Source organism: Kitasatospora sp. NPDC057518 (genome assembly GCF_042802075.1).
Classification (GTDB): domain Bacteria; phylum Actinomycetota; class Actinomycetes; order Streptomycetales; family Streptomycetaceae; genus Kitasatospora.
On record NZ_JBHVEU010000052.1, the window covers coordinates 1 to 18,901 of the forward strand.

The 18,901-nt window shown below is 74.6% G+C and carries 16 protein-coding genes and 1 pseudogene; 13 read left to right on the forward strand and 4 right to left on the reverse strand.

The features are described 5' to 3' along the window. Positions 1-56: 56 nt before the first annotated feature. On the reverse strand, positions 57-464 hold the full coding sequence (locus tag ACFU7Z_RS08145; RefSeq protein WP_117488718.1) for a helix-turn-helix domain-containing protein: 408 nt from the start codon (positions 462-464) through the stop codon (positions 57-59). A 107-nt stretch (positions 465-571) separates the two neighbouring features. On the opposite strand from ACFU7Z_RS08145, the gene ACFU7Z_RS08150 reads away from it, so the two are divergent. The 10 genes and pseudogenes from ACFU7Z_RS08150 to ACFU7Z_RS08195 all read left to right on the forward strand — a co-directional run bounded on the left by ACFU7Z_RS08150 (position 572) and on the right by ACFU7Z_RS08195 (position 12,051). Continuing rightward, complete coding sequence (locus ACFU7Z_RS08150; RefSeq protein ID WP_049651105.1) at positions 572-1,219, forward strand: FMN-dependent NADH-azoreductase; 648 nt, start codon at positions 572-574, stop codon at positions 1,217-1,219. Positions 1,220-1,328: 109 nt separating this feature from the next. Continuing rightward, the gene (locus ACFU7Z_RS08155; RefSeq protein ID WP_380741879.1) at positions 1,329-2,282 is read left to right on the forward strand and encodes an MBL fold metallo-hydrolase; all 954 of its coding nucleotides are present in this window, start codon (positions 1,329-1,331) and stop codon (positions 2,280-2,282) included. A 16-nt stretch (positions 2,283-2,298) separates the two neighbouring features. Then, positions 2,299-3,240 (forward strand): annotated as a pseudogene (locus ACFU7Z_RS08160) (NTP transferase domain-containing protein). Positions 3,241-3,260: 20 nt separating this feature from the next. Next, the gene (locus tag ACFU7Z_RS08165; RefSeq protein ID WP_380776977.1) at positions 3,261-4,445 is read left to right on the forward strand and encodes a molybdopterin molybdotransferase MoeA; all 1,185 of its coding nucleotides are present in this window, start codon (positions 3,261-3,263) and stop codon (positions 4,443-4,445) included. A gap of 55 nt (positions 4,446-4,500) precedes the next feature. Then, positions 4,501-5,562, forward strand: a complete 1,062-nt coding sequence (locus tag ACFU7Z_RS08170) for a TrkA family potassium uptake protein (RefSeq protein ID WP_117488713.1) — start codon at positions 4,501-4,503, stop codon at positions 5,560-5,562. A 100-nt stretch (positions 5,563-5,662) separates the two neighbouring features. Further along, a complete protein-coding gene (locus ACFU7Z_RS08175; RefSeq protein WP_380776978.1) occupies positions 5,663-6,640 on the forward strand; it encodes an NAD(P)H-quinone oxidoreductase in 978 nt (325 codons plus the stop codon). A 149-nt stretch (positions 6,641-6,789) separates the two neighbouring features. Beyond that, the gene (locus ACFU7Z_RS08180) at positions 6,790-7,566 is read left to right on the forward strand and encodes a hypothetical protein (RefSeq protein WP_380776979.1); all 777 of its coding nucleotides are present in this window, start codon (positions 6,790-6,792) and stop codon (positions 7,564-7,566) included. A 292-nt stretch (positions 7,567-7,858) separates the two neighbouring features. Beyond that, a complete protein-coding gene (locus ACFU7Z_RS08185) occupies positions 7,859-8,473 on the forward strand; it encodes a bacterial proteasome activator family protein (RefSeq protein ID WP_198959330.1) in 615 nt (204 codons plus the stop codon). Between the two features lie 301 nt (positions 8,474-8,774). Then, positions 8,775-10,220 carry a protein kinase gene (locus ACFU7Z_RS08190; protein ID WP_074001882.1) on the forward strand — a complete coding sequence of 482 codons (1,446 nt, stop codon included), beginning with the start codon at positions 8,775-8,777 and terminating at the stop codon, positions 10,218-10,220. A 112-nt stretch (positions 10,221-10,332) separates the two neighbouring features. Further along, positions 10,333-12,051: a protein kinase gene (locus ACFU7Z_RS08195; RefSeq protein ID WP_380776980.1), complete on the forward strand. Its 1,719-nt coding sequence runs from the start codon at positions 10,333-10,335 to the stop codon at positions 12,049-12,051. A 19-nt stretch (positions 12,052-12,070) separates the two neighbouring features. Here ACFU7Z_RS08195 and ACFU7Z_RS08200 read toward each other — a convergent pair whose 3' ends face one another. Next, entirely contained in the window at positions 12,071-13,171 is a 1,101-nt protein-coding gene (locus ACFU7Z_RS08200) for a phosphotransferase (protein ID WP_234348650.1), read from the reverse strand. Positions 13,172-13,235: 64 nt separating this feature from the next. Further along, complete coding sequence (locus tag ACFU7Z_RS08205; RefSeq protein ID WP_074001879.1) at positions 13,236-13,895, reverse strand: response regulator transcription factor; 660 nt, start codon at positions 13,893-13,895, stop codon at positions 13,236-13,238. 426 nt (positions 13,896-14,321) lie between these two features. On the opposite strand from ACFU7Z_RS08205, the gene pdhA reads away from it, so the two are divergent. The 3 genes from pdhA to ACFU7Z_RS08220 are packed head-to-tail and all read left to right on the forward strand — an operon-like array spanning position 14,322 to position 17,902. Next, a complete protein-coding gene (gene pdhA / locus ACFU7Z_RS08210) occupies positions 14,322-15,476 on the forward strand; it encodes a pyruvate dehydrogenase (acetyl-transferring) E1 component subunit alpha (protein ID WP_049658931.1) in 1,155 nt (384 codons plus the stop codon). Continuing rightward, the gene (locus tag ACFU7Z_RS08215) at positions 15,476-16,450 is read left to right on the forward strand and encodes an alpha-ketoacid dehydrogenase subunit beta (protein ID WP_049658928.1); all 975 of its coding nucleotides are present in this window, start codon (positions 15,476-15,478) and stop codon (positions 16,448-16,450) included. Before pdhA ends, ACFU7Z_RS08215 begins: the two co-directional genes overlap by 1 nt. A 15-nt stretch (positions 16,451-16,465) precedes the next feature. Further along, positions 16,466-17,902, forward strand: a complete 1,437-nt coding sequence (locus tag ACFU7Z_RS08220) for a dihydrolipoamide acetyltransferase family protein (RefSeq protein WP_380776981.1) — start codon at positions 16,466-16,468, stop codon at positions 17,900-17,902. 81 nt (positions 17,903-17,983) lie between these two features. Here ACFU7Z_RS08220 and ACFU7Z_RS08225 read toward each other — a convergent pair. Next, on the reverse strand, positions 17,984-18,901 hold a 918-nt coding region (locus ACFU7Z_RS08225), incomplete at its 5' end, for an LAETG motif-containing sortase-dependent surface protein (RefSeq protein ID WP_380776982.1).

Genomic DNA, 18,901 nt, shown 5'->3' on the forward strand with positions numbered 1-18,901 from the left:
CCGGTGGACGGGCCCTTCCGCATGTCCGGGGGAGGTGCGCCGGGCGCCCGGGGGGCTCAGCAGCCGCTCCTGAGCACGCCCTCCGGCAGGTAGCGGTCGGCCCAGACCGCCAGTTCGGTGAGCGCGGGCTTGAGCGCGAAGCCGGCCTCGGTGAGCCGGTAGCTGACTCGCAGCGGCGGGCCGGCGTCGACCTCGCGGACGACCAGCCCGGCCTCGGCCAGCTCGGTCAGCCGGTCGGAGAGCATCCGCTCGCTGATGCCCGGGACGGCGCGGCGCAGCTCGGAGAAGTACGCGGGGCCGCCGTTGGTGAGGACGCCCAGCAGCATGCCGGTCCAGCGCTTGCCGAGCAGGGTGAACACCCGGGTGAGGGCCAGGTCGACGTTGCGGCACGGGCCGGGGCCCTCGGCGCCGCACGCGTCGGTGGCGATCGGGACTCCGTCGGTCACTGCCTCGTGCTCGGCCATGGGTCCAGCCTACTCGAACCCCTACTAGTGACTGCAGAAAAGTAAGCTGCTACCGTAATTGCAGTCGCAGCGAAATCAGCAGCTACTTATTATCTGGAGGCACTGCCATGCCCACGCTCCTGCACCTCGACTCCTCCGCGATCGCCGACGGCTCCGTCTCCCGCGAGGTCACCGCCGCCTTCCGCGCCGCCTGGCAGGCCGAGCACCCCGAGGGCACGGTGATCTACCGGGACCTCGCCGCCGACCCCCTCCCGCACCTCGACGTGCACGGCATCAGCGCCGGATTCGCCCCCGCCGAGGCCCACAGCGCCGAGCAGGCCGCCGCCTTCGCGCTGCGCGAGCAGGTGATGGCCGAGCTGGAGCAGGCCGACGCCGTGCTGATCGGCAGCCCGATGTACAACTTCACGATCCCGTCGACCCTCAAGACCTGGCTGGACCACGTGATCCTGGTCGGCCGCACCGCCGGCGAGACGCCCTCCGCCAAGGGCACCCCGGTCACCGTGGTCGCCTCCCGCGGCGGCTCGTACGCGCCCGGCGCCCCGCGCGAGCCGTTCGAGTTCGTCACCACCTACCTGGAGAAGGTGCTGACCGGCATGCTCGGGCTGGAGGTCGACTTCATCGTCCCGGAGTTCACCCTGGCGGCCGCCGTCCCGGCGATGGCCGACTTCGTCCCGAAGGCCGTCGAGTCCAAGGCCCAGGCCCTGGAGCAGGCCGCCCGCCGGGCCAAGGAAGCGGCCGCCCGAGCCGCGGTGTGACGTGCACCGGAGGCGCGCCCCACCGGGCGCGCCTTCCGCGCAATCGGCCGTCGGTGCTCCCATGCTGTAGGGCGCAGGAAATCCGACCGCCGACCAGAGGGAGCAGCCCGTGACGACGTCCCCGTCCGAGGAGAGCGCCGGCGCGGAGCGTGCCCAGGCCCGGCCGGCCGCGGGCGCGGTGCCGCCCGAGCCCGGGCAGCCGGCCCGGCCGCTGGAGGTCGCCGTCTTCACCGGCCCCGAGTCGGCCTTCTTCGCCACCTCGACACTGATCCTCGGCGAGCGGACCGCGATCCTGGTGGACGCCCAGCTGACCCGCAGCGCCGGGCGCGAGCTGGCCGAGTGGGTCGCCGGCAAGGGCAGACGCCTGCTCGCCGTCGTCGTCACCCACCAGCACCCGGACCACTACTTCGGCGCCGAGGAGGTGCTGCGGCTCTTCCCCGACGCGCAGCTGCTGGCCGCCCCGGCCGTGGTCGAGGGCATCCGGCGCACCGTCGCCGCCAAGGTCGCGCAGTGGAAGCCGGTGTACGGCGACGACATCCCGGACCACCCGCTGATCCCCGCCCCGCTGCTGCCGCAGCCGCTGATGCTGGACCGCCAGGTGATCCCCGTGCTGCTGCTCGGCCAGGCCGACTGCGGGGACTCCACGGTCGTCCACGTGCCGAGCATCCGCACCGTGATCGCCGGGGACTTCGTCCACAACGGCACCCACGTCTGGACCGCCGACACCACCCCGGCCCAGCGCACCACCTGGGGGCACAACCTCGGCCGGATCGCCGACCTCGGCGCGGACCGGGTGATCGCCGGCCACCGGGCCCCGGACCAGGGCGACGACGCCGCCCGGGTGCTGGCCTTCACCGGCGAGTACCTCCAGGACTTCGACCGGCTGCTGGCCGAGCACCCGGACGACCCGGAGGCGCTGGTCACGGCGATGAACGAGCGGTACGGGGAGCTGACCCTGCCGTCCTTCCTGCAGCTGGGCGCGGCGGCCAACACCGCCCGCGCGGCCGGGGAGCCCGAGGAGGACCGGGAGTCCGAGGAGGGCGACGGGCCCGAGCAGGCGTAGGGCGGATACTGGCCGCATGACGCCGTACGACGTGATCGTCCCGGCGGGCGGGGCCGCCCGGCGCCTCGGCGGGGCCGACAAGCCCGGGCTGACGGTCGGCGGGACCACCCTGCTCGACCGGGTGCTCGCCGCCTGCGCGGGCGCCCGCACCACCGTCGTGGTCGGCCCGGTCCGGCCGACCGCGCGCGGCGGCGTCCACTGGACCAGGGAGCGGCCGCCCGGCGGCGGGCCGGTCGCCGCCGTCGCGGCCGGGCTCGACCTGGTCACCGCGGACACCGTGCTGCTGCTCGCCGCCGACCTGCCCTTCCTGGACCGGCGGACGGTGGACCGGCTGGTCGCCGCCCTCGACCGGGCCGGGGCGCACGGGGACGCCGCCGTGCTGGTCGACGCGGGCGGCCGCGACCAGCCGCTCGCCGCCGCCTACCGCACCGCCCCGCTGCGCGCCGCGCTGGCCGCCCTCGGCGATCCCGCCGACCAGCCGCTGCGCCGCCTGGTCGGCGGACTGCCCCGGCTGCGGGTGGCCGACACCGACAACGTCGCCTACGACTGCGACACCTGGGAGGACCTGGAGCAGGCCCGCGAGCGCGACCGGACCTGAGGCGCACCGCCCCGGCCACCGACGTGTGAGCGAAACGACGCGCCCCGCACACGGGGCGAACACTTCGGGAAACCACCGATCAGGCAGCATGGGCGCATGGAGCGCACGCTGGATGACTGGATCGCCGAGGTCAAGGCCGACCTGGGCATCGACCTGGACGTCGACGTCCACGGTCTGCTCGACACGGCCCGGGTGGTCGCGCACGGGGTGGCCCGGCCGGCCGCGCCGCTGACCGCCTTCCTGATCGGCTACGCGGCCGCCCAGCGGGGCGGCGGGGCGGAGGCCGTCGCCGAGGCGGCCCGGCGGACCGAGGCCCTCGCCGAGGGCTGGGGCCCCGCCGACCGGCCGGGCGAGTCGTGAGCGCGGTCGGACAGCCGACCGTGGCCGCACCGTCCACCGGTCCCGGCGTGCTGAGCTGGCCCGGCGCCCGGGAGACCGCGCGCCGGGCCGGGCTGCGCCCGCTGCCCGGGGTCCCCGTCCCGCTGGCCGAGGCGCTCGGCCGCACCCTCGCCGAGCCGCTCGGCGCGCTGACCGACCTGCCCGCCTTCGACACCTCCGCGATGGACGGCTGGGCGGTCGCCGGTCCCGGCCCGTGGCGGGTCGCCGGCCGGGTGCTGGCCGGACGGGCCGAGCCGGCGCCGCTGGCCGACGGCACCGCCGTGGAGATCGCCACCGGCGCCCAACTGCCGCCCGGCGCCACCGCCGTACTGCGCCGTGAGCACGGGTGGACGGACGCCGCGCTGCTGCACGACCGCGGCCCGCGGCCGCTGACCACCGGCCAGGACATCCGCCCGCGCGGCCAGGAGTGCCGCCTGGGCGAGGAGTTGCTGCCGGCCGGCACCCCGGTCGGGCCGGCCGTGCTCGGCCTGGCCGCCGCCTGCGGCCACGACCGGCTGCCGGTCCGCCGCCGTCCGGAGGTCCGACTGCTCGTCCTGGGGGACGAGTTGCTCACCTCCGGGGTGCCCGGGTCGGGCCTGGTCCGGGACGCGCTCGGGCCGCTGCTGCCGCCCTGGCTGCGGGCCGCCGGCGCCGGGACGCCCGAGGTCGGGTACGTCCGGGACGACTTCGGGCTGCTCCGGGACGCGCTGCGGCACTCCACCGCCGATCTGGTGGTCACCACCGGCGGAACGGCCGCCGGACCGGTCGACTTCCTGCACCGGGCGCTCGCCGAGGCCGGCGCCCGACTGCTGGTGGACGGCGTCGCCGTCCGGCCGGGGCACCCCATGCTGCTGGCCGAACTCCCCGGTGGCCGCCACCTGGTGGGCCTGCCGGGCAACCCGCTGGCCGCCGTCGCCGGGATGGTCACCCTCGTCCTGCCGCTGCTGCACGCCCGCAGCGGACGGACCGTCGGCCCGCCCGCCCTCGCCCCGGCCGCGGCCCCGCTGGCCGGGCACCGGACGGACACCCGGCTCCAGCCGGTCCGGCGGACCGCCGAGGGCGTCCTGCCGCTGGCCTTCGACGGCCCGGCGATGCTGCGCGGGCTGGCCCGGGCCGAGGCGCTCGCCGTGGTGCCGCCCGGCGGGGCGGCGGCGGGGGAGACGGTCGAACTGCTGGAGGTGCCGTGAACGAGGGAACCGTCAAGAGCCGCGCGTCCGGCGCGGGGGCCGCCGGGGTGGGCGCATGAGCCGGATCCGACGCAACCTCGCGCCCGGCACCGAGCCGTGGGCGGACGCCGGGATCGTGCTGCCCGCCCGACGGGCCGAGCCCGCCGTGCGGCAGGTCGGCTCCCGGCTGCTGCTGGCGCTCGCCGTCCTGGTCGCCACCACGTTCATCGTCTACCTCGACCGGGACGGCTACAACGACAACGCCGGCGGCGGGCTGAGCTTCCTGGACGCGGCGTACTACGCCACCGTGACGCTCTCCACCACCGGGTACGGCGACATCACCCCGTTCAGCGACGGCGCCCGGCTCACCAACATCTTCGTGATCACCCCGCTGCGCGTGGTGTTCCTGATCATCCTGGTCGGCACCACCCTGGAGGTGCTCACCGAACGGACCCGCCTGCAATGGCGGTTGAACCGCTGGAGGTCCACCGTGCGCGAGCACACCGTCGTCATCGGCTACGGGACGAAGGGCCGCAGCGCCGTCGACACCCTGATCGGGCAGGGGGTGAAGAAGGAGGAGATCGTCGTCGTCGACCCGCAGCGCAAGGTGGTCGACGCCGCCGCCCAGCACGGCCTGGTCGGGGTGGTCGGCGACGCCACCCGCACCGACACCCTGGTGCGCGCCGGGCTGCCCACCGCCGCGCGGGTGGTGGTCGCGCCGGAGCGGGACGACACCGCCGTGCTGATCACGCTGACGGCCCGCCAGTTGAACAAGGCCGCCACCGTGGTCGCCGCCGTACGGGAGGACGAGAACGCGCCGCTGCTGCGGCAGAGCGGCGCCGACGTCGTGGTGACCAGCTCCAGTTCGGCCGGGCGGCTGCTCGGGCTGTCGATGCTCAGCCCGCACGCCGGGGCGGTGATGGAGGACCTGCTGACGTACGGCAACGGGCTGGACGTGGTGGAGCGCCCGGTCACCCGGGCCGAGGCCGGGCACAGCCCGCGCGAGTGCGCGGACCTGGTGGTCGCGGTGGTCCGGGGCCGACGGGTGCTCAACTACACCGAGCCGGAGGCCGCCGTGCTCCAGCTCACCGACCGGGTGATCGTCATCAAGTCCAGCGCGGCCGCGCCGACGGGCTGAGCCGCGCCCACGGGCGGGGCGATCGTCGCCCACGGGTCGAGCCGCGCCGACCGGTTGAGCCGCGCCGTGGAACCGCCCCCGCCCGCAGTAGGTTCGGGGCATGCATGCGATGACGATTCCCGTACCCGGCGGTCCCGAGGCACTGGTCTGGGCCGAGGTGCCCGACCCGGTCCCCGCCGAGGGCGAGGTCCTGGTCGAGGTGGCGGCCACCGCCGTCAACCGCGCCGACCTGCTCCAGCGGCAGGGCTTCTACAACCCGCCGCCCGGCGCCCCGCCCTACCCGGGGCTGGAGTGCGCCGGGCGGATCGTCGCGCTCGGGCCCGGGGTGGCCGGCTGGGCGGTCGGCGACGAGGTGTGCGCGCTGCTGGCCGGCGGCGGCTACGCGCAGCGGGTCGCGGTGCCGACCGGGCAGCTGCTGCCGCTGCCCGCGGGGATGTCCGCCGAGCAGGCCGCGGCACTGCCCGAGGTCGCCTGCACGGTGTGGTCCAACGTCTTCCTCACCGCGCACCTGCGGCCCGGCGAGACGGTGCTGCTGCACGGCGGCGCGAGCGGGATCGGGACGATGGCGATCCAGCTGGCCAAGGCGGTCGGTGCCCGGGTCGCGGTCACCGCGGGCGGCCCGGAGAAGCTGGCGCGCTGCGCCGAGCTGGGCGCGGACATCCTGATCGACTACCGCGAGCAGGACTTCGTCGAGGTGCTCCGGGAGGCCACCGACGGGGCCGGGGCGGACGTGATCCTGGACATCATGGGCGCCAAGTACCTCCAGCGGAACGTGGACGCGCTGGCGGTCAACGGGCGGCTGGTGATCATCGGACTCCAGGGCGGGGTGAAGGGCGAGCTCGACCTCAACACGCTGCTGCGCAAGCGCGGGGCGGTGATCGCCACCAACCTGCGCGGGCGGCCGCTGGCGGAGAAGGCGGCGATCGTGGCGGCGGTGCGGGAGCACGTGTGGCCGCTGGTCGAGTCCGGGGTGGTGAAGCCGGTGGTGGACCGGGTGCTGCCGCTGGCCGAGGTGGCCGAGGCGCACCGGGTGCTGGAGCGCGGGGAGCAGGTCGGGAAGGTCGTGCTGCGGGCCTGAGCACGGGGGACCCCGGTGGCGGGGCGGCGGCCGGACGGGTGTGAATTGCCCGAAATGCCGTAACGGCGGGCGCGTGCGAATCTGGTCCGGAGCAGTCCCGCCGCCGATCCCGCCCCCGGGCGCCGTCGGCCGTCGGAAGGACTCCGACCGTGGCCGCATCTCCGCACGCATCCCTCGGGCCGCTGCCCGTCGCGCCGCACCACCGTCGTCCGTCCCGCCGTTCTCCGGGCCGTGCCCAGCGGCTGTTCGCGGCGGCCGTGCTGGGGCTCACGCTCCCGCTGGCCGCCGCCTCGGCGGCGGTGGCGCTGCCCTCGCCGGGGGCGCTCCCCCTGCCGGCGGCGTATCCCTCGCCGGACGCGGGGACGCGTGCCGAGCCGGGCGGTGGGCCGGCCGCCGAGCAGGACGACGAAGCCGACGACGAACCGGGCGTCCCCGGGCCGGTGGCCGCGCCGCCGCGGCGACCGCTGCCGCGTCCGCACCCGGCCGGCAGCGCCCCGCAGGCCCACCGGCACCACCTGGCCTCACTGCCCGAGCGCTCCGACGCCGCCGTGGAGCAGGCCCCCGACCAGGCTCCCGAGCAGCTGCCGGACCAGGCCGTCGAGCAGGCCCCGGAGCAGGCTCCCGACCAGGCTGCCGAGCAGACCCCGGAAGAGGCCCCGGACCAGGCCGTCGGGGCCGAGCCGCCGGAGGCCGACGGGGACGCCGCGGAGGCCGAGGCCCCCGGCGCGGCCGCCGTCCCGGACCCGGCCGCGGCGAACACGGCCGAGGCGGTCGCCGGACAGCCGGTAGCGGCCGTGGCCGGGGTGCCCGCGCTCTTCCCCGCCCGCTGGCAGGACGCCTCCACCACCCAGCTCCCGCTGGGCGTCGGCCTGGGCCTGATCGGCTGCGGCCTGGGACTGGTCGGCCTGCGGCTGCGCAAGGACTGAGCCCCCCAGGGCCGGGGCTGCGGTAGCGCAAGGGCTGGGGCCCGGCGGGGCGCGGCGCGCCCGGAGCGGGCCCGGGGTTTCGGCGGCCACGGAGCGGCGGACCGCCGTGCGCGGGGCCGGGGTGCCGTCGCCGGGCCGCCGGTGGCCGGTCGGCGGACCGGGTGCGGGAACTGAGTATCCGTACGGATTCCCGCAGGGCGTCCGGAGGCGTAGCGTCGTCACGGGTGGCGCAGGACGGCGGGACGACCGGGGGCTTCCGCCCGACCAACCCCAGTGAGAGAGAATGTTGTTCATGACGAATCCGATGAACGAGCGCCCGTCGCAGGAGCCCTTCCGGGCCGGCGGCGGGCAGTCGCAGGACGGCCAGAAGGTGCTGATCGTCGGACCGGACGGGCTGCCCGTGGGCCAGGGGTTCGCCGGTGCGGCTGGGGACGGGGACGACGAGGGCGACGTGCCGCGCGAGCTCCCGGTGACCGAGATGGTCGAGCAGCCCGCCAAGGTCATGCGCATCGGCAGCATGATCAAGCAGCTGTTGGAGGAGGTCCGGGCGGCGCCTCTCGACGAGGCGAGCCGGGTCCGGCTGAAGGACATCCACGCGAGCTCGATCAAGGAGCTCGAACTGGGGCTGGCCCCGGAGCTGGTCGCCGAGCTGGAGCGGCTGTCGCTGCCGTTCACCGACGACACCATCCCGACCGAGGCCGAGCTGCGGATCGCCCAGGCCCAGCTGGTCGGCTGGCTGGAGGGCCTGTTCCACGGCATCCAGACCGCCCTGTTCGCGCAGCAGATGGCGGCGCGGGCGCAGCTGGAGCAGATGCGGCGGGCGCTGCCGCCCGGGCTGCACAGCGGCGAGCCGGACGAGGACGAGCCGGGCCAGGGCCGCGGCATCCGCTCCGGCCCCTACCTGTAGCCGCACCCGGCGGTACCCGCCGGTAGGCGCGTCCGAGCCGCCCGGACCGCCGTTGGACCGGACGTACCACGACGATCCTCCCCGGCCCGGGCCGCCGGGCCGGGCGGCCGCCCGGCCGGGACCGGCCCCGGCCCTGGACCGATCACCGTCGGCGCGAGCCGATACCCTGGCCCCTGTCGCCGGCCGGTGGAACCGCCGCGGCAGGGGCCCGCCAGGCCAGCGGGCCGGGCCCACCACGCACGGACGAGACCGAACGTCAGGTTGCGGCGAGCACGGCCGCGCCGAGGGGGAGCAGAGGACCATGAGCGAGCACGGCAACGCGGCGGTCGAGGGCTTCTCCCTGGGCAACGGCCGCTATGTGCTGCAGCGGCTGCTGGGCGAGGGCGGCATGGCCTCCGTGCACCTCGCCCACGACCGCGTGCTGGACCGGCAGGTCGCGCTGAAGAGCATGCACAGCGAGCTGGGCCGGGACGACTCGTTCAAGGAGCGGTTCCGCCGCGAGGCCCAGGCGGTGGCCCGGCTGGAGCACCCGAACATCGTCACCGTGTACGACAGCGGCGAGGACATCGCCCCGGACGGCTCCAGCACGCCGTACATCGTGATGCAGCTGATCGACGGCAACGGCCTGCGCGAGGCCATCAACGAGGCGGTCGGCCAGTACGGCGCGATGCCGGCCGAGGAGGCCCTGAAGGTCACCGTCGGCGTGCTGAACGCGCTGGAGGCCTCGCACGACATGGGCCTGGTGCACCGCGACATCAAGCCCGGCAACGTCATGTTCGACCGCAAGGGCAACGTCAAGGTCATGGACTTCGGCATCGCCCGTGCGCTGGAATCCGGCGTCACGTCGATGACGCAGACCGGCATGGTGGTCGGCACCCCGCAGTACCTCTCGCCCGAGCAGGCGCTCGGTAAGCCGGTCGACGCCCGCTCCGACCTCTACTCGGTCGGCGTGATGCTCTTCGAGATGATCACCGGGCAGCTGGTCTTCGACGGGGACTCGGCGTTCTCGATCGCCTACAAGCACGTCCAGGAGGAGCCGCCGGCCCCCTCCACCCTCAACCGCTCGATCACGCCCGAGGTGGACGCCTTCGTCGCCCAGGCGCTGCGCAAGGACCCGGCGCACCGGTTCCAGAGCGCGGCGGCGATGCGGGACGAGGCGGAGCGGCTGATCGCGGCCGCCAAGGGCGGCGACAACGGGCACCGGCTGCAGGCCAGCACCCCGCTGGTGATCAACGAGGGCCCGCGCTCGGTGCACGCCGCTCCGCAGGCCCCGCAGACGCCCCAGCCGCAGTACCTCCAGCAGGGGGCCCAGCAGTACCGGACGCCGCCGCCCGCCTACCAGACGCCGCAGCCGCAGGCCCCGCACACCCCGCACCCGCAGTACCTCCAGCAGGGCGGGCAGCAGTACCAGACCCCGCCGCCCGCCTACCAGACCCCGCGGCCGCAGGCCCCGCACACGCCGCACCCGCAGTACCTCCAGCAGGGGGCGCACACCCCGCCGCCGCAGCCGATGCCGCAGCCGATGCCGCCGTACCAGCAGCCGAAGGCGCCCACCAGCGGCGGCGGCTGCTCGACGGCCGTGGTCGTGATCGGGATCATCGTCGGCGTGCTGGTGCTCGCGGGCATCATCATCGCGATCGTGGTCAACAAGGCGGACGAGAAGACGGGCGGCAAGTTCAGCCACGCGGACCGTCCCGCCGACGTGCTGGTCCTCGACCTCCCGGCCGACCGGAATGGCCTGCTCTGACGGTTTCCGGCAGGTTCGGGGGTACCACGGTCGTCCGCCGGAGGCGGTAGCGTTCGGGGATACGTAAGCGACAGGGCACCGCGATCCGAGCGAACGCCCGGGGCGAGGAGCGATGGCACAGACGCAGCAGCCGGACGACGACGCGGGTGTCCGGGCGGTCGGCCGGACCGGCGGAACCCCGAGGATTCCCGAGCCCGGCGGCGAGGCCCCGACCTCGGCGCTGCCGCCGGTCGCCACGGGCGGCCCGCACACCCCGGGCCGTGGCACCGCCGTGCCGCTGAGCACCGTCGGGGACGGCCGTTACCGGCTGACCTACCGGCTCGGGCGCGGCGGCATGGCCGAGGTGTTCGCCGCCGAGGACGTGCGGCTCGGCCGCACCGTCGCGGTCAAGCTGCTGCGTGGCGAGCTGGCCCAGGACGACGTCGCCCGGCTGCGCTTCACCCGCGAGGCACACGCCGTCGCGGCGCTCAACCACCACTCGATCGTCGCGGTCTACGACACCGGCGAGGAGTACGACGGGGACGAGTCCACGCCGTACATCGTGATGGAGCTGGTCGAGGGCCGCACCGTCCGCGAGCTGCTGGCGGACGAGGAGGCGCCGCCGGTCGACCAGGCGCTGATCATCATCGCCGGGGTGCTGGAGGCGCTCGCCTACAGCCACCGCAGCGGCATCGTCCACCGCGACATCAAGCCCGCCAACGTGAGCATCACCAACGCCGGCGCGGTCAAGGTGATGGACTTCGGCATCGCCCGGGCGCTGACCGGCGGGGCCACCACGATGACCCAGACCGGCATGGTCATGGGCACCCCGCAGTACCTCTCGCCCGAGCAGGCGCTCGGCAAGCCGGTCGACCACCGCTCGGACCTGTACGCGGCCGGCTGCATGCTCTACGAACTGCTCACGGTGCGACCGCCGTTCACCGGCGACACCCCGCTGTCGGTGGTCTACCAGCACGTCCAGGACCCGCCGGTGCCGCCCTCGCAGGCCAACGGCCGGGTGCCGGCCGGCCTCGACGCGCTGGTGCTGCGCTCGCTCGCCAAGAACCCGGACGACCGCTTCCAGGACGCCGACGAGTTCCGCGCCCACGTCCAGCACGCGCTGCGCGAGATGCACGGCGCGGGCGGGGCCGCCTGGGCCGGCGGGGCCGCGGTCGACACCGGCGCGACCCAGGTGCTCCGGCCGGACCAGGCCGCGGCCACCGCGGCCTTCGGCGCGGTGGGCCCGGCCGACCAGACCTCCGTGCTGCCGTACTCGACGGGCGGCCCGCACACCCCCTCCTCGCCCTACCCGGCGGCCGGCGGCCCGTACGGCGGCGGCCCCGGCGCGGGCGGGGACGACGAGGGCCCCGGCCGGCGGCGCGGGCCCTGGGCCTGGGTGGCCGGCGCGATCGCCGTGCTGGTCGCGGCCGGTGCGGGCATCGCGTTCGCGCTCAGCGGCAGCGAGCCCGCCGGCCACACGGACATCTCGCCGCAGCCCCCGGCGGCCACCAGCACCGAGACGACCGCGCCCCCGTCCCAGAGCGGCCTGGCGACCCCGCCGGCCTCGGCCTCCGGCAGCAAGAAGCCGCAGCAGCCGACCGACCCCGGCAACAACAACGGGAACAACAACGGGAACAGCGGCAACAACATGTCGCCGTCGCCGAACACGGGCAAGCACACCCCGACCCCGACGCCGACCGGGACGGCCAGCCACACGCCGACCGGGACGGCGCCCGCGACGACGGCGCCGGCCACGACGGCGCCGCCGCAGACCGCGGGCCCCGGCACCGGGTCGCCGAAGCCGCCGACGGACCCGAAGCCGTCCATCCCGGTCGTGCCGCCGACCCCCTGACCCGGTCGGCGGCGTCGGGTCAGTTGGCGAAGGCGTCCAGGACCTGCTCGTACTCCTGGCACCACCACGCCAGCTGGCCCGCGGAGGCGGGGTAGAGCGGGTCGGCCCGGTGGTCGGCCCGCTGGTAGCGCCACTGCAGCATCCAGAAGTCGTTCAGCCGCTCCCACCAGACCCGGTGGACGGCGGCGGCCAGGTGCTCGGCGGTGGCCGCCCCGGAGGCCCGGTAGGCCTGGGAGTAGCGGCGGACCCGGACCAGGTCGAGGGCGCCGGACGAGCGGTCGTTGAAGAGCAGCGTGGCGGCCCGGACCGCCTCCTCGGCGCGTGGCTGCGGGCCGAGCTTGTCCCAGTCCAGGACGGCCGCCACCCGGCCGCCCCGCGGGTCGTCCTCGTACAGCAGGTTGAGGCCGTGGAAGTCGCCGTGGGTCCAGCCGGTGGGCGGCGCGGCCTCCGGGGCGGGGCGGCGGTGGGCGTGCTCGGCGAGCAGTTCCAGCCGTTCCGTGAGCCGTTCCACCACGAGGGCGTCCAACTCCCCGGCCGGCTGGTGCTCCCGGGCGCGGCGCCGCAGGTCGCGGGCGAGTGCGGCGCTGTCGACGGGGTCGGCGCTCCGGTACCCGGCGGGTTGTTCGAGGGGGGCGCAGACGTCGTCGAGCGCGCCGTGCAGCCGGCCGAGCAGCGTGCCGAGCGCGTCGCACTGCGACGGGTCGAGCTCGTCGCCGTGCCGGTGCCGCCCCTCGACCCAGGGGAACAGGGCGAACAGCCGGCCGCCCCAGGCGGCCACCGTGCCGGACCGTTCGGCGCAGGCCAGCGGGGGTGCGACGGGCAGGCCGAGGGTGTTCAGCGCGGCCATCGCGCGGTGGTGGGCGAGGATCTTCGGACGGCTGGCGGTGGCGGAGTCGACGTAGCACTTCAGGAAGTACGGACCGGCCTCGGTGGTGACCAGGTACCCCCGGTTCAACAGGCCCTCGGCGACGGGTTCGGTGGTCAGCGGCCGTCCGACCCGGTAGCGGGCCAGGACCTCGGCGAGCGCACCCCCCGGGACGGGGGGACTGAGGGTCCCCATCGGTGGTGCGGAGAGATCGGGGCGGGCCGGTGCGCAGGCAAGGGTCTGGCTGAAAGTCACGTGCAGAGGTTATGGCCCCCTTGTGGGGGCCCTTGACAAACCGTCAGTTCTGTGAAGGGCCGGATCAGTACTGGTGGTCGGCCTGGTGCCGCGCCACGAAGGCGGCCGCCTGGGTGCGCCGCTCCATGCCCATCTTGGCGAGCAGACTGGAGACGTAGTTCTTCACCGTCTTCTCCGCCAGGTGCAACTCGTTGCCGATCTGACGATTTGTCATACCTTCGCCGATCAGATCGAGGATCCGCCGTTCCTGCTTGGTGAGTTGGGCGAGCCGTTCGTCCTCCTTCTCCCCGCCGTCGCGCAGCCGGGCGAGCACCCTGCTGGTGGCGACCGGGTCGAGCAGCGAGCGGCCGGCCGCGACGTCCCGGACGGCGGTGATCAGGTCGGTGCCGCGGATCGCCTTCAGCACGTAGCCGGAGGCGCCGGCCATGATCGAGTCGAACAGCGCCTCGTCGTCCGAGAATGAGGTGAGCATCAGGCACTTGATCTCCGGCAGCTTGGACCGGATCTCGCGGCAGACCTCGACCCCGTTGCCGTCCGGCAGCCGGACATCGAGCACCGCCACGTCCGGGTGGACCGCGGGGATCCGGGTGAGCGCCTCGGCGGCCGTGCCGGCCTCGCCGACGACCTCGATGTCGTCCTCGACCGAGAGCAGATCGTGCACGCCCCGCCGGACGACCTCGTGATCGTCGAGCAGGAATACCCTGATTTGTCCGTTATCAGTCACGTCCAAAGCCTCCCATAACACCGTACGAAAGACCTATCGCCCGGACCTCCATACCAACGCGATCCGGCCACAGCCGTCCGAAACCGATACCGAGAACCCCCTTACGTACGGGCGTCTGCCCGGATAACGTGCGCTGGTGTCCTGAAGGCGCTCGAATTGAGAGCTGCGTCACGCCGACCGTCACCCCCACCCTTCCGACGGCGAGCCGAACGCGGCACCCTCGGGGTTGTAGGCCCTGAACAAGTAGGACGTCCTAGCGCAAGCGCGTCGAGGGCGGACGCTGGGTAACGTTCTCGTGAGGGACGCCGTCGGAACAGGATCACCACCTGCCCCGCAGTGGGAGCGCACACCCACGCGCGCCCCGCGAGGCGGTGACCGGACCGGTCACCGGCGACCCCGGGCGGCCGGACAGACCGAGGAGTGAACGTGACCGTCAAAAGCACGGCGAGGGCCCGCAAGAAGGCGGCCCCCGGCGTCCCTGACACCCTCCGCGCCACGGGCAAGGACGCCCAGCCGGAGCTCGTCCAGCTGCTCACGCCGGAAGGCGAGCGGGTCGAGCACCCGGACTACCCCCTCACCACCACTCCCGAGGAGCTGCGCGCCCTCTACCGCGACCTGGTGCTGGTGCGCCGGTTCGACGGCGAGGCCACCGCGCTCCAGCGCCAGGGCGAGCTGGGCCTGTGGGCCTCGCTGCTCGGCCAGGAGGCCGCCCAGGTCGGCTCCGGCCGCGCCATGCGCCCCGGCGACTACGCCTTCCCCACCTACCGCGAGCACGGCGTGGCCTGGTGCCGCGACGTCGACCCGCTGAACCTGCTCGGCATGTTCCGCGGCGTGAACCACGGCGGCTGGGACCCGAACGAGAAGAACTTCCACCTGTACACCATCGTGATCGGCGCGCAGACCCTGCACGCCACCGGGTACGCGATGGGCATCACCAAGGACGGCGCCGACGACGCGGTCATCGCGTACTTCGGCGACGGCGCCTCCAGCCAGGGCGACGTCAACGAGGCCTTCACCTTCGCCTCGGTCTACAACGCGCCGGTGGTCTTCTTCTGCCAGAACAACCAGTGGGCGATCTCCGAGCCCACCACCACCCAGACCAAGATCCCGCTGTACCGCCGCGCCTCCGGCTTCGGCTTCCCCGGCGTGCGGGTCGACGGCAACGACGTGCTGGCCTGCCTCGCGGTCACCCGCTGGGCGCTCGACCACGCCCGCAACGGCAACGGCCCGGTGCTGATCGAGGCGTTCACCTACCGGATGGGCGCCCACACCACCTCCGACGACCCCACCCGCTACCGGCACACCGAGGAGACCGAGGCCTGGAAGGCCAAGGACCCGATCTCCCGGCTCCGCGCCCACCTGGAGAAGGAGGGCCTGGCCGACGAGGAGTTCTTCGCCGCCGTCGACGCCGAGAGCGAGCAGCTGGGGCTGCGGGTGCGCGAGGGCGTGCGCGGCATGCCGGACCCGGACCCGACCCTGATCTTCGACCACGTGTACAGCGAGCCGCACACGCTGGTCGATGAGGAACGGGCCGAGTACGTCGAGTACGCGGCCTCCTTCGAGGCGGGGGAGACCCACTGATGGCCGGTCAGCTGAGCATCGCCAAGGCGCTGAACGGAGCGCTGCGCAAGTCGCTGGAGAACGACCCGAAGACCCTCCTCATGGGCGAGGACATCGGCAAGCTCGGCGGCGTCTTCCGGATCACCGACGGCCTGCAGAAGGACTTCGGCGAGGACCGGGTGATCGACTCCCCGCTGGCCGAGTCCGGCATCGTCGGCACCGCGATCGGCCTGGCGCTGCGCGGCTACCGCCCGGTGGTGGAGATCCAGTTCGACGGCTTCGTCTACCCGGCGTTCGACCAGATCGTCTCCCAGCTGGCGAAGATGCACGCCCGCGCGCTCGGGCACGTCAAGATGCCGGTCACCATCCGCATCCCCTACGCGGGCGGCATCGGCGCGGTCGAGCACCACAGCGAGTCGCACGAGGCGTACTTCGCGCACACCGCCGGTCTGCGCGTGGTCACCCCGTCCAGCGCGCACGACGCGCACTGGATGCTGCGGCAGTCGATCGAGTCCGACGACCCGGTCGTCTTCCTGGAGCCCAAGCGCCGCTACTGGGACAAGGGCGAGGTCGGCGACGCCGCCGACCTGGGCCTGCACGAGGCCCGGGTCGTCCGGCCCGGCACCGACCTGACGCTGATCGCGTACGGGCCGATGGTCAAGGTCTGCCTGGAGGCCGCCGCGGCCGCCGAGGAGGACGGCCGCCGGCTGGAGGTCGTCGACCTGCGCTCGCTCTCCCCGGTGGACTTCGCCGCCCTGGAGGCGTCGGTCAAGCGCACCGGTCGGGCCGTCGTGGTGCACGAGGCACCGGTCTTCCTGGGCATGGGCGCCGAACTGGCCGCCCGGCTCACCGAGAAGTGCTTCTACCACCTGGAGGCACCCGTGCTGCGGGTCGGCGGCTACCACGCGCCGTACCCGCCGTCCCGGGTCGAGGAGGCCTTCCTCCCCGACCTGGACCGCGTGCTCGACGCCGTCGACCGCGCGCTCGCGTACTGACTCCGGGGAGCGAAGATGACCACCGAAGTTCGCTCGCTCCGCGAGTTCAAGATGCCCGATGTGGGCGAGGGCCTCACCGAGGCCGAGATCCTCAGCTGGTACGTCAAGCCCGGTGACACCGTCACCGACGGGCAGGTCGTCTGCGAGGTGGAGACCGCCAAGGCGGCCGTGGAGCTGCCCATCCCGTTCAACGGGGTGGTCGAGACGCTGCACTTCCCCGAGGGCGCGACGGTCGACGTCGGCACCGTGATCATCTCGATCGCGGTCGCCGGGGAGGCGGGTGTCGCGGCTCCGGCCGCCCCCGCCGCGGCGCCGGCCCAGGCGCCGGTTCCGGCTCCCGCAGAGGAGCCCGAGCCCGAGCGGCGCGAGGTGCTGGTCGGGTACGGCCCGCGCACCGGCGGCAGCCAGCGCCGGGCCCGGCGGACGACCACCACCAAGGTCGCCGCGACCAGGCCGGCTCCGGTCGCCGCCCCGGCCCCGGTCGCCGCACCGGCGCCCGCGGCCCCGGCCCCGGTCGCCGAAGTACCGTCCGGGGAGCGGCCGTTGGCCAAGCCGCCGGTGCGCAAGCTGGCCAAGGACCTCGGCGTCGACCTGCGCGCGGTCACCCCGACCGGCCGGGACGGCGTGATCACCCGCGAGGACGTGCACGCCCACGCCGCCGCCCAGGCCGCTCCGGCGGCCCCGGTGGCGCCGGTGACCGAGACCGCCGTGGCCGAGCCGGCCGCGCCGCAGGCGCCGGTGTCCGGCGCGGGCGACGTCCGGGTGCCGATCAAGGGCGTCCGCAAGGCGACCGCGCAGGCGATGGTGGCCTCGGCCTTCACCGCCCCGCACGTCACCGAGTTCGTGCAGGTCGACGTGACCCGCACGATGAAGTTCGTCCGCCGGCTCAAGGAGAGCGGCGAGCTGGGCCGGGACGTCCGGGTCAGCCCGCTGCTGATCGTCGCCAAGGCGCTGCTCACCGCGATCAAGCGGCACCCCGGGATCAACGCCCAGTGGGACGAGGCGGCCCAGGAGATCGTCCTCAAGGGCCAGGTGAACCTCGGCATCGCCGCGGCCACCCCGCGCGGCCTGATCGTCCCGAACATCAAGGACGCCGGCTCCAGGACCCTCTCGGGGCTGGCCACGTCGCTCGGCGAGCTGGTCGAGACCGCCCGTCAGGGCAAGACCTCGCCGGCCGACATGCAGGGCGGGACGATCACCATCACCAACGTCGGCGTCTTCGGCGTCGACACCGGCACCCCGATCCTCAACCCGGGCGAGGCCGCCATCCTGGCCTTCGGCGCGGTCCGGGAACTGCCGTGGGTGCACAAGGGCAAGGTGGTCCCGCGTCAGGTGACCACGCTCGCGCTCTCCTTCGACCACCGCCTGGTGGACGGGGAGCTGGGCTCCAAGGTGCTGGCCGACGTGGCCGCGCTGCTGGAGCGCCCGAAGCGCCTGATCACCTGGGGCTGACGGCCCGGTAGCACCGAAGAAGGGGCCCTCCTCCGCACCGCCGTGCGGAGGAGGGCCCCTTCGGTGTGACCGCCCGTTCGACTAGCGCTGGGGACGGAGTCGACGGACGGCGATCAGGACGCCCGCTCCGAGGGCGAGGAGCAGGGCGGAGGAGGCGGCGAGGAAGGTGTTGGTGGAGGAGGAGCCGGTCTGGGCGAGTTCGGGGGTGCCGGCGGGGGCGGTGGTGGCCGGGGCGGTGGTGGGGGTGGTCGGCTTCGGGGCCGGGGCGGCGGGGGTGGTGTCCTTGGTCTGCTCGGCGGCGGGCTTGGCCGGGGCCGGCTTGGCGTCCTTGGTGGGGGTGGGCTTGGGCTTGGCCGGGGTGGTCGGCTTGGTGCCGGGGGCGGTGGACCGTGCTACCTGGAAGGTGTGGTTGGCGTCGCCGGTGCCGTCGGCCGGGAACCCGGGGGCCTTGGCGATGGTGCCGACCCCGAGCTCGGTCAGGTCCTTGGGCGCCTTCGCGGAGAGCCCCACCCGGAACATGAAGTTCGCGGCCCGGCCGTCCTCCAGGCGCGGGGTGGTCGTCGCCGGGGACTCGACGGTGAACAGCGTCGAGTCGCCGTAGTGCCGCAGCTTGACCGGCTTCCAGCCTCCTGCGGAGGCGACCTCGACCGTCAGGTCCTCGATCCGCAGGCCGGTGCCGGAGTTCGGGTTGAACAGCGCGAGCATCGCGGAGACGTTCTGGTAGGGAGCGCCGGTGAAGTTGGTGACGGCGACGCCGATCTCGACCTTGGGGCCGCCCGCGATGATGGTCTGGCCGTCCGGGGTCATGTGGAACCCGGCCTTGTACGACCCGTGGTGGTCCGCGGTGGCCTGCCGAGCGGTCGCGGTGGGCGCGCCGGCGGCGGCGGTGCCGCCGTTCCCGGCGGCCCAGGCGGTGTCGGTGGTGAGGAGCTGGACGCCGCCGGCGAGGACGACGGGGGCGGCGGGGGTGGCGATGCGGCGGCGGCCGGAGAAGGCGCG

Coding starts and splice junctions, on each gene's coding strand:
- ACFU7Z_RS08150 (WP_049651105.1), top strand. CDS start 572: ATGCCCACGCTCCTGCACCTCGACTCCTCCGCGATCGCCGACGGCTCC.
- ACFU7Z_RS08145 (WP_117488718.1), bottom strand. CDS start 464: ATGGCCGAGCACGAGGCAGTGACCGACGGAGTCCCGATCGCCACCGAC.
- ACFU7Z_RS08195 (WP_380776980.1), top strand. CDS start 10,333: ATGGCACAGACGCAGCAGCCGGACGACGACGCGGGTGTCCGGGCGGTC.
- ACFU7Z_RS08185 (WP_198959330.1), top strand. CDS start 7,859: ATGACGAATCCGATGAACGAGCGCCCGTCGCAGGAGCCCTTCCGGGCC.
- ACFU7Z_RS08215 (WP_049658928.1), top strand. CDS start 15,476: ATGGCCGGTCAGCTGAGCATCGCCAAGGCGCTGAACGGAGCGCTGCGC.
- ACFU7Z_RS08170 (WP_117488713.1), top strand. CDS start 4,501: ATGAGCCGGATCCGACGCAACCTCGCGCCCGGCACCGAGCCGTGGGCG.
- ACFU7Z_RS08220 (WP_380776981.1), top strand. CDS start 16,466: ATGACCACCGAAGTTCGCTCGCTCCGCGAGTTCAAGATGCCCGATGTG.
- ACFU7Z_RS08175 (WP_380776978.1), top strand. CDS start 5,663: ATGCATGCGATGACGATTCCCGTACCCGGCGGTCCCGAGGCACTGGTC.
- ACFU7Z_RS08190 (WP_074001882.1), top strand. CDS start 8,775: ATGAGCGAGCACGGCAACGCGGCGGTCGAGGGCTTCTCCCTGGGCAAC.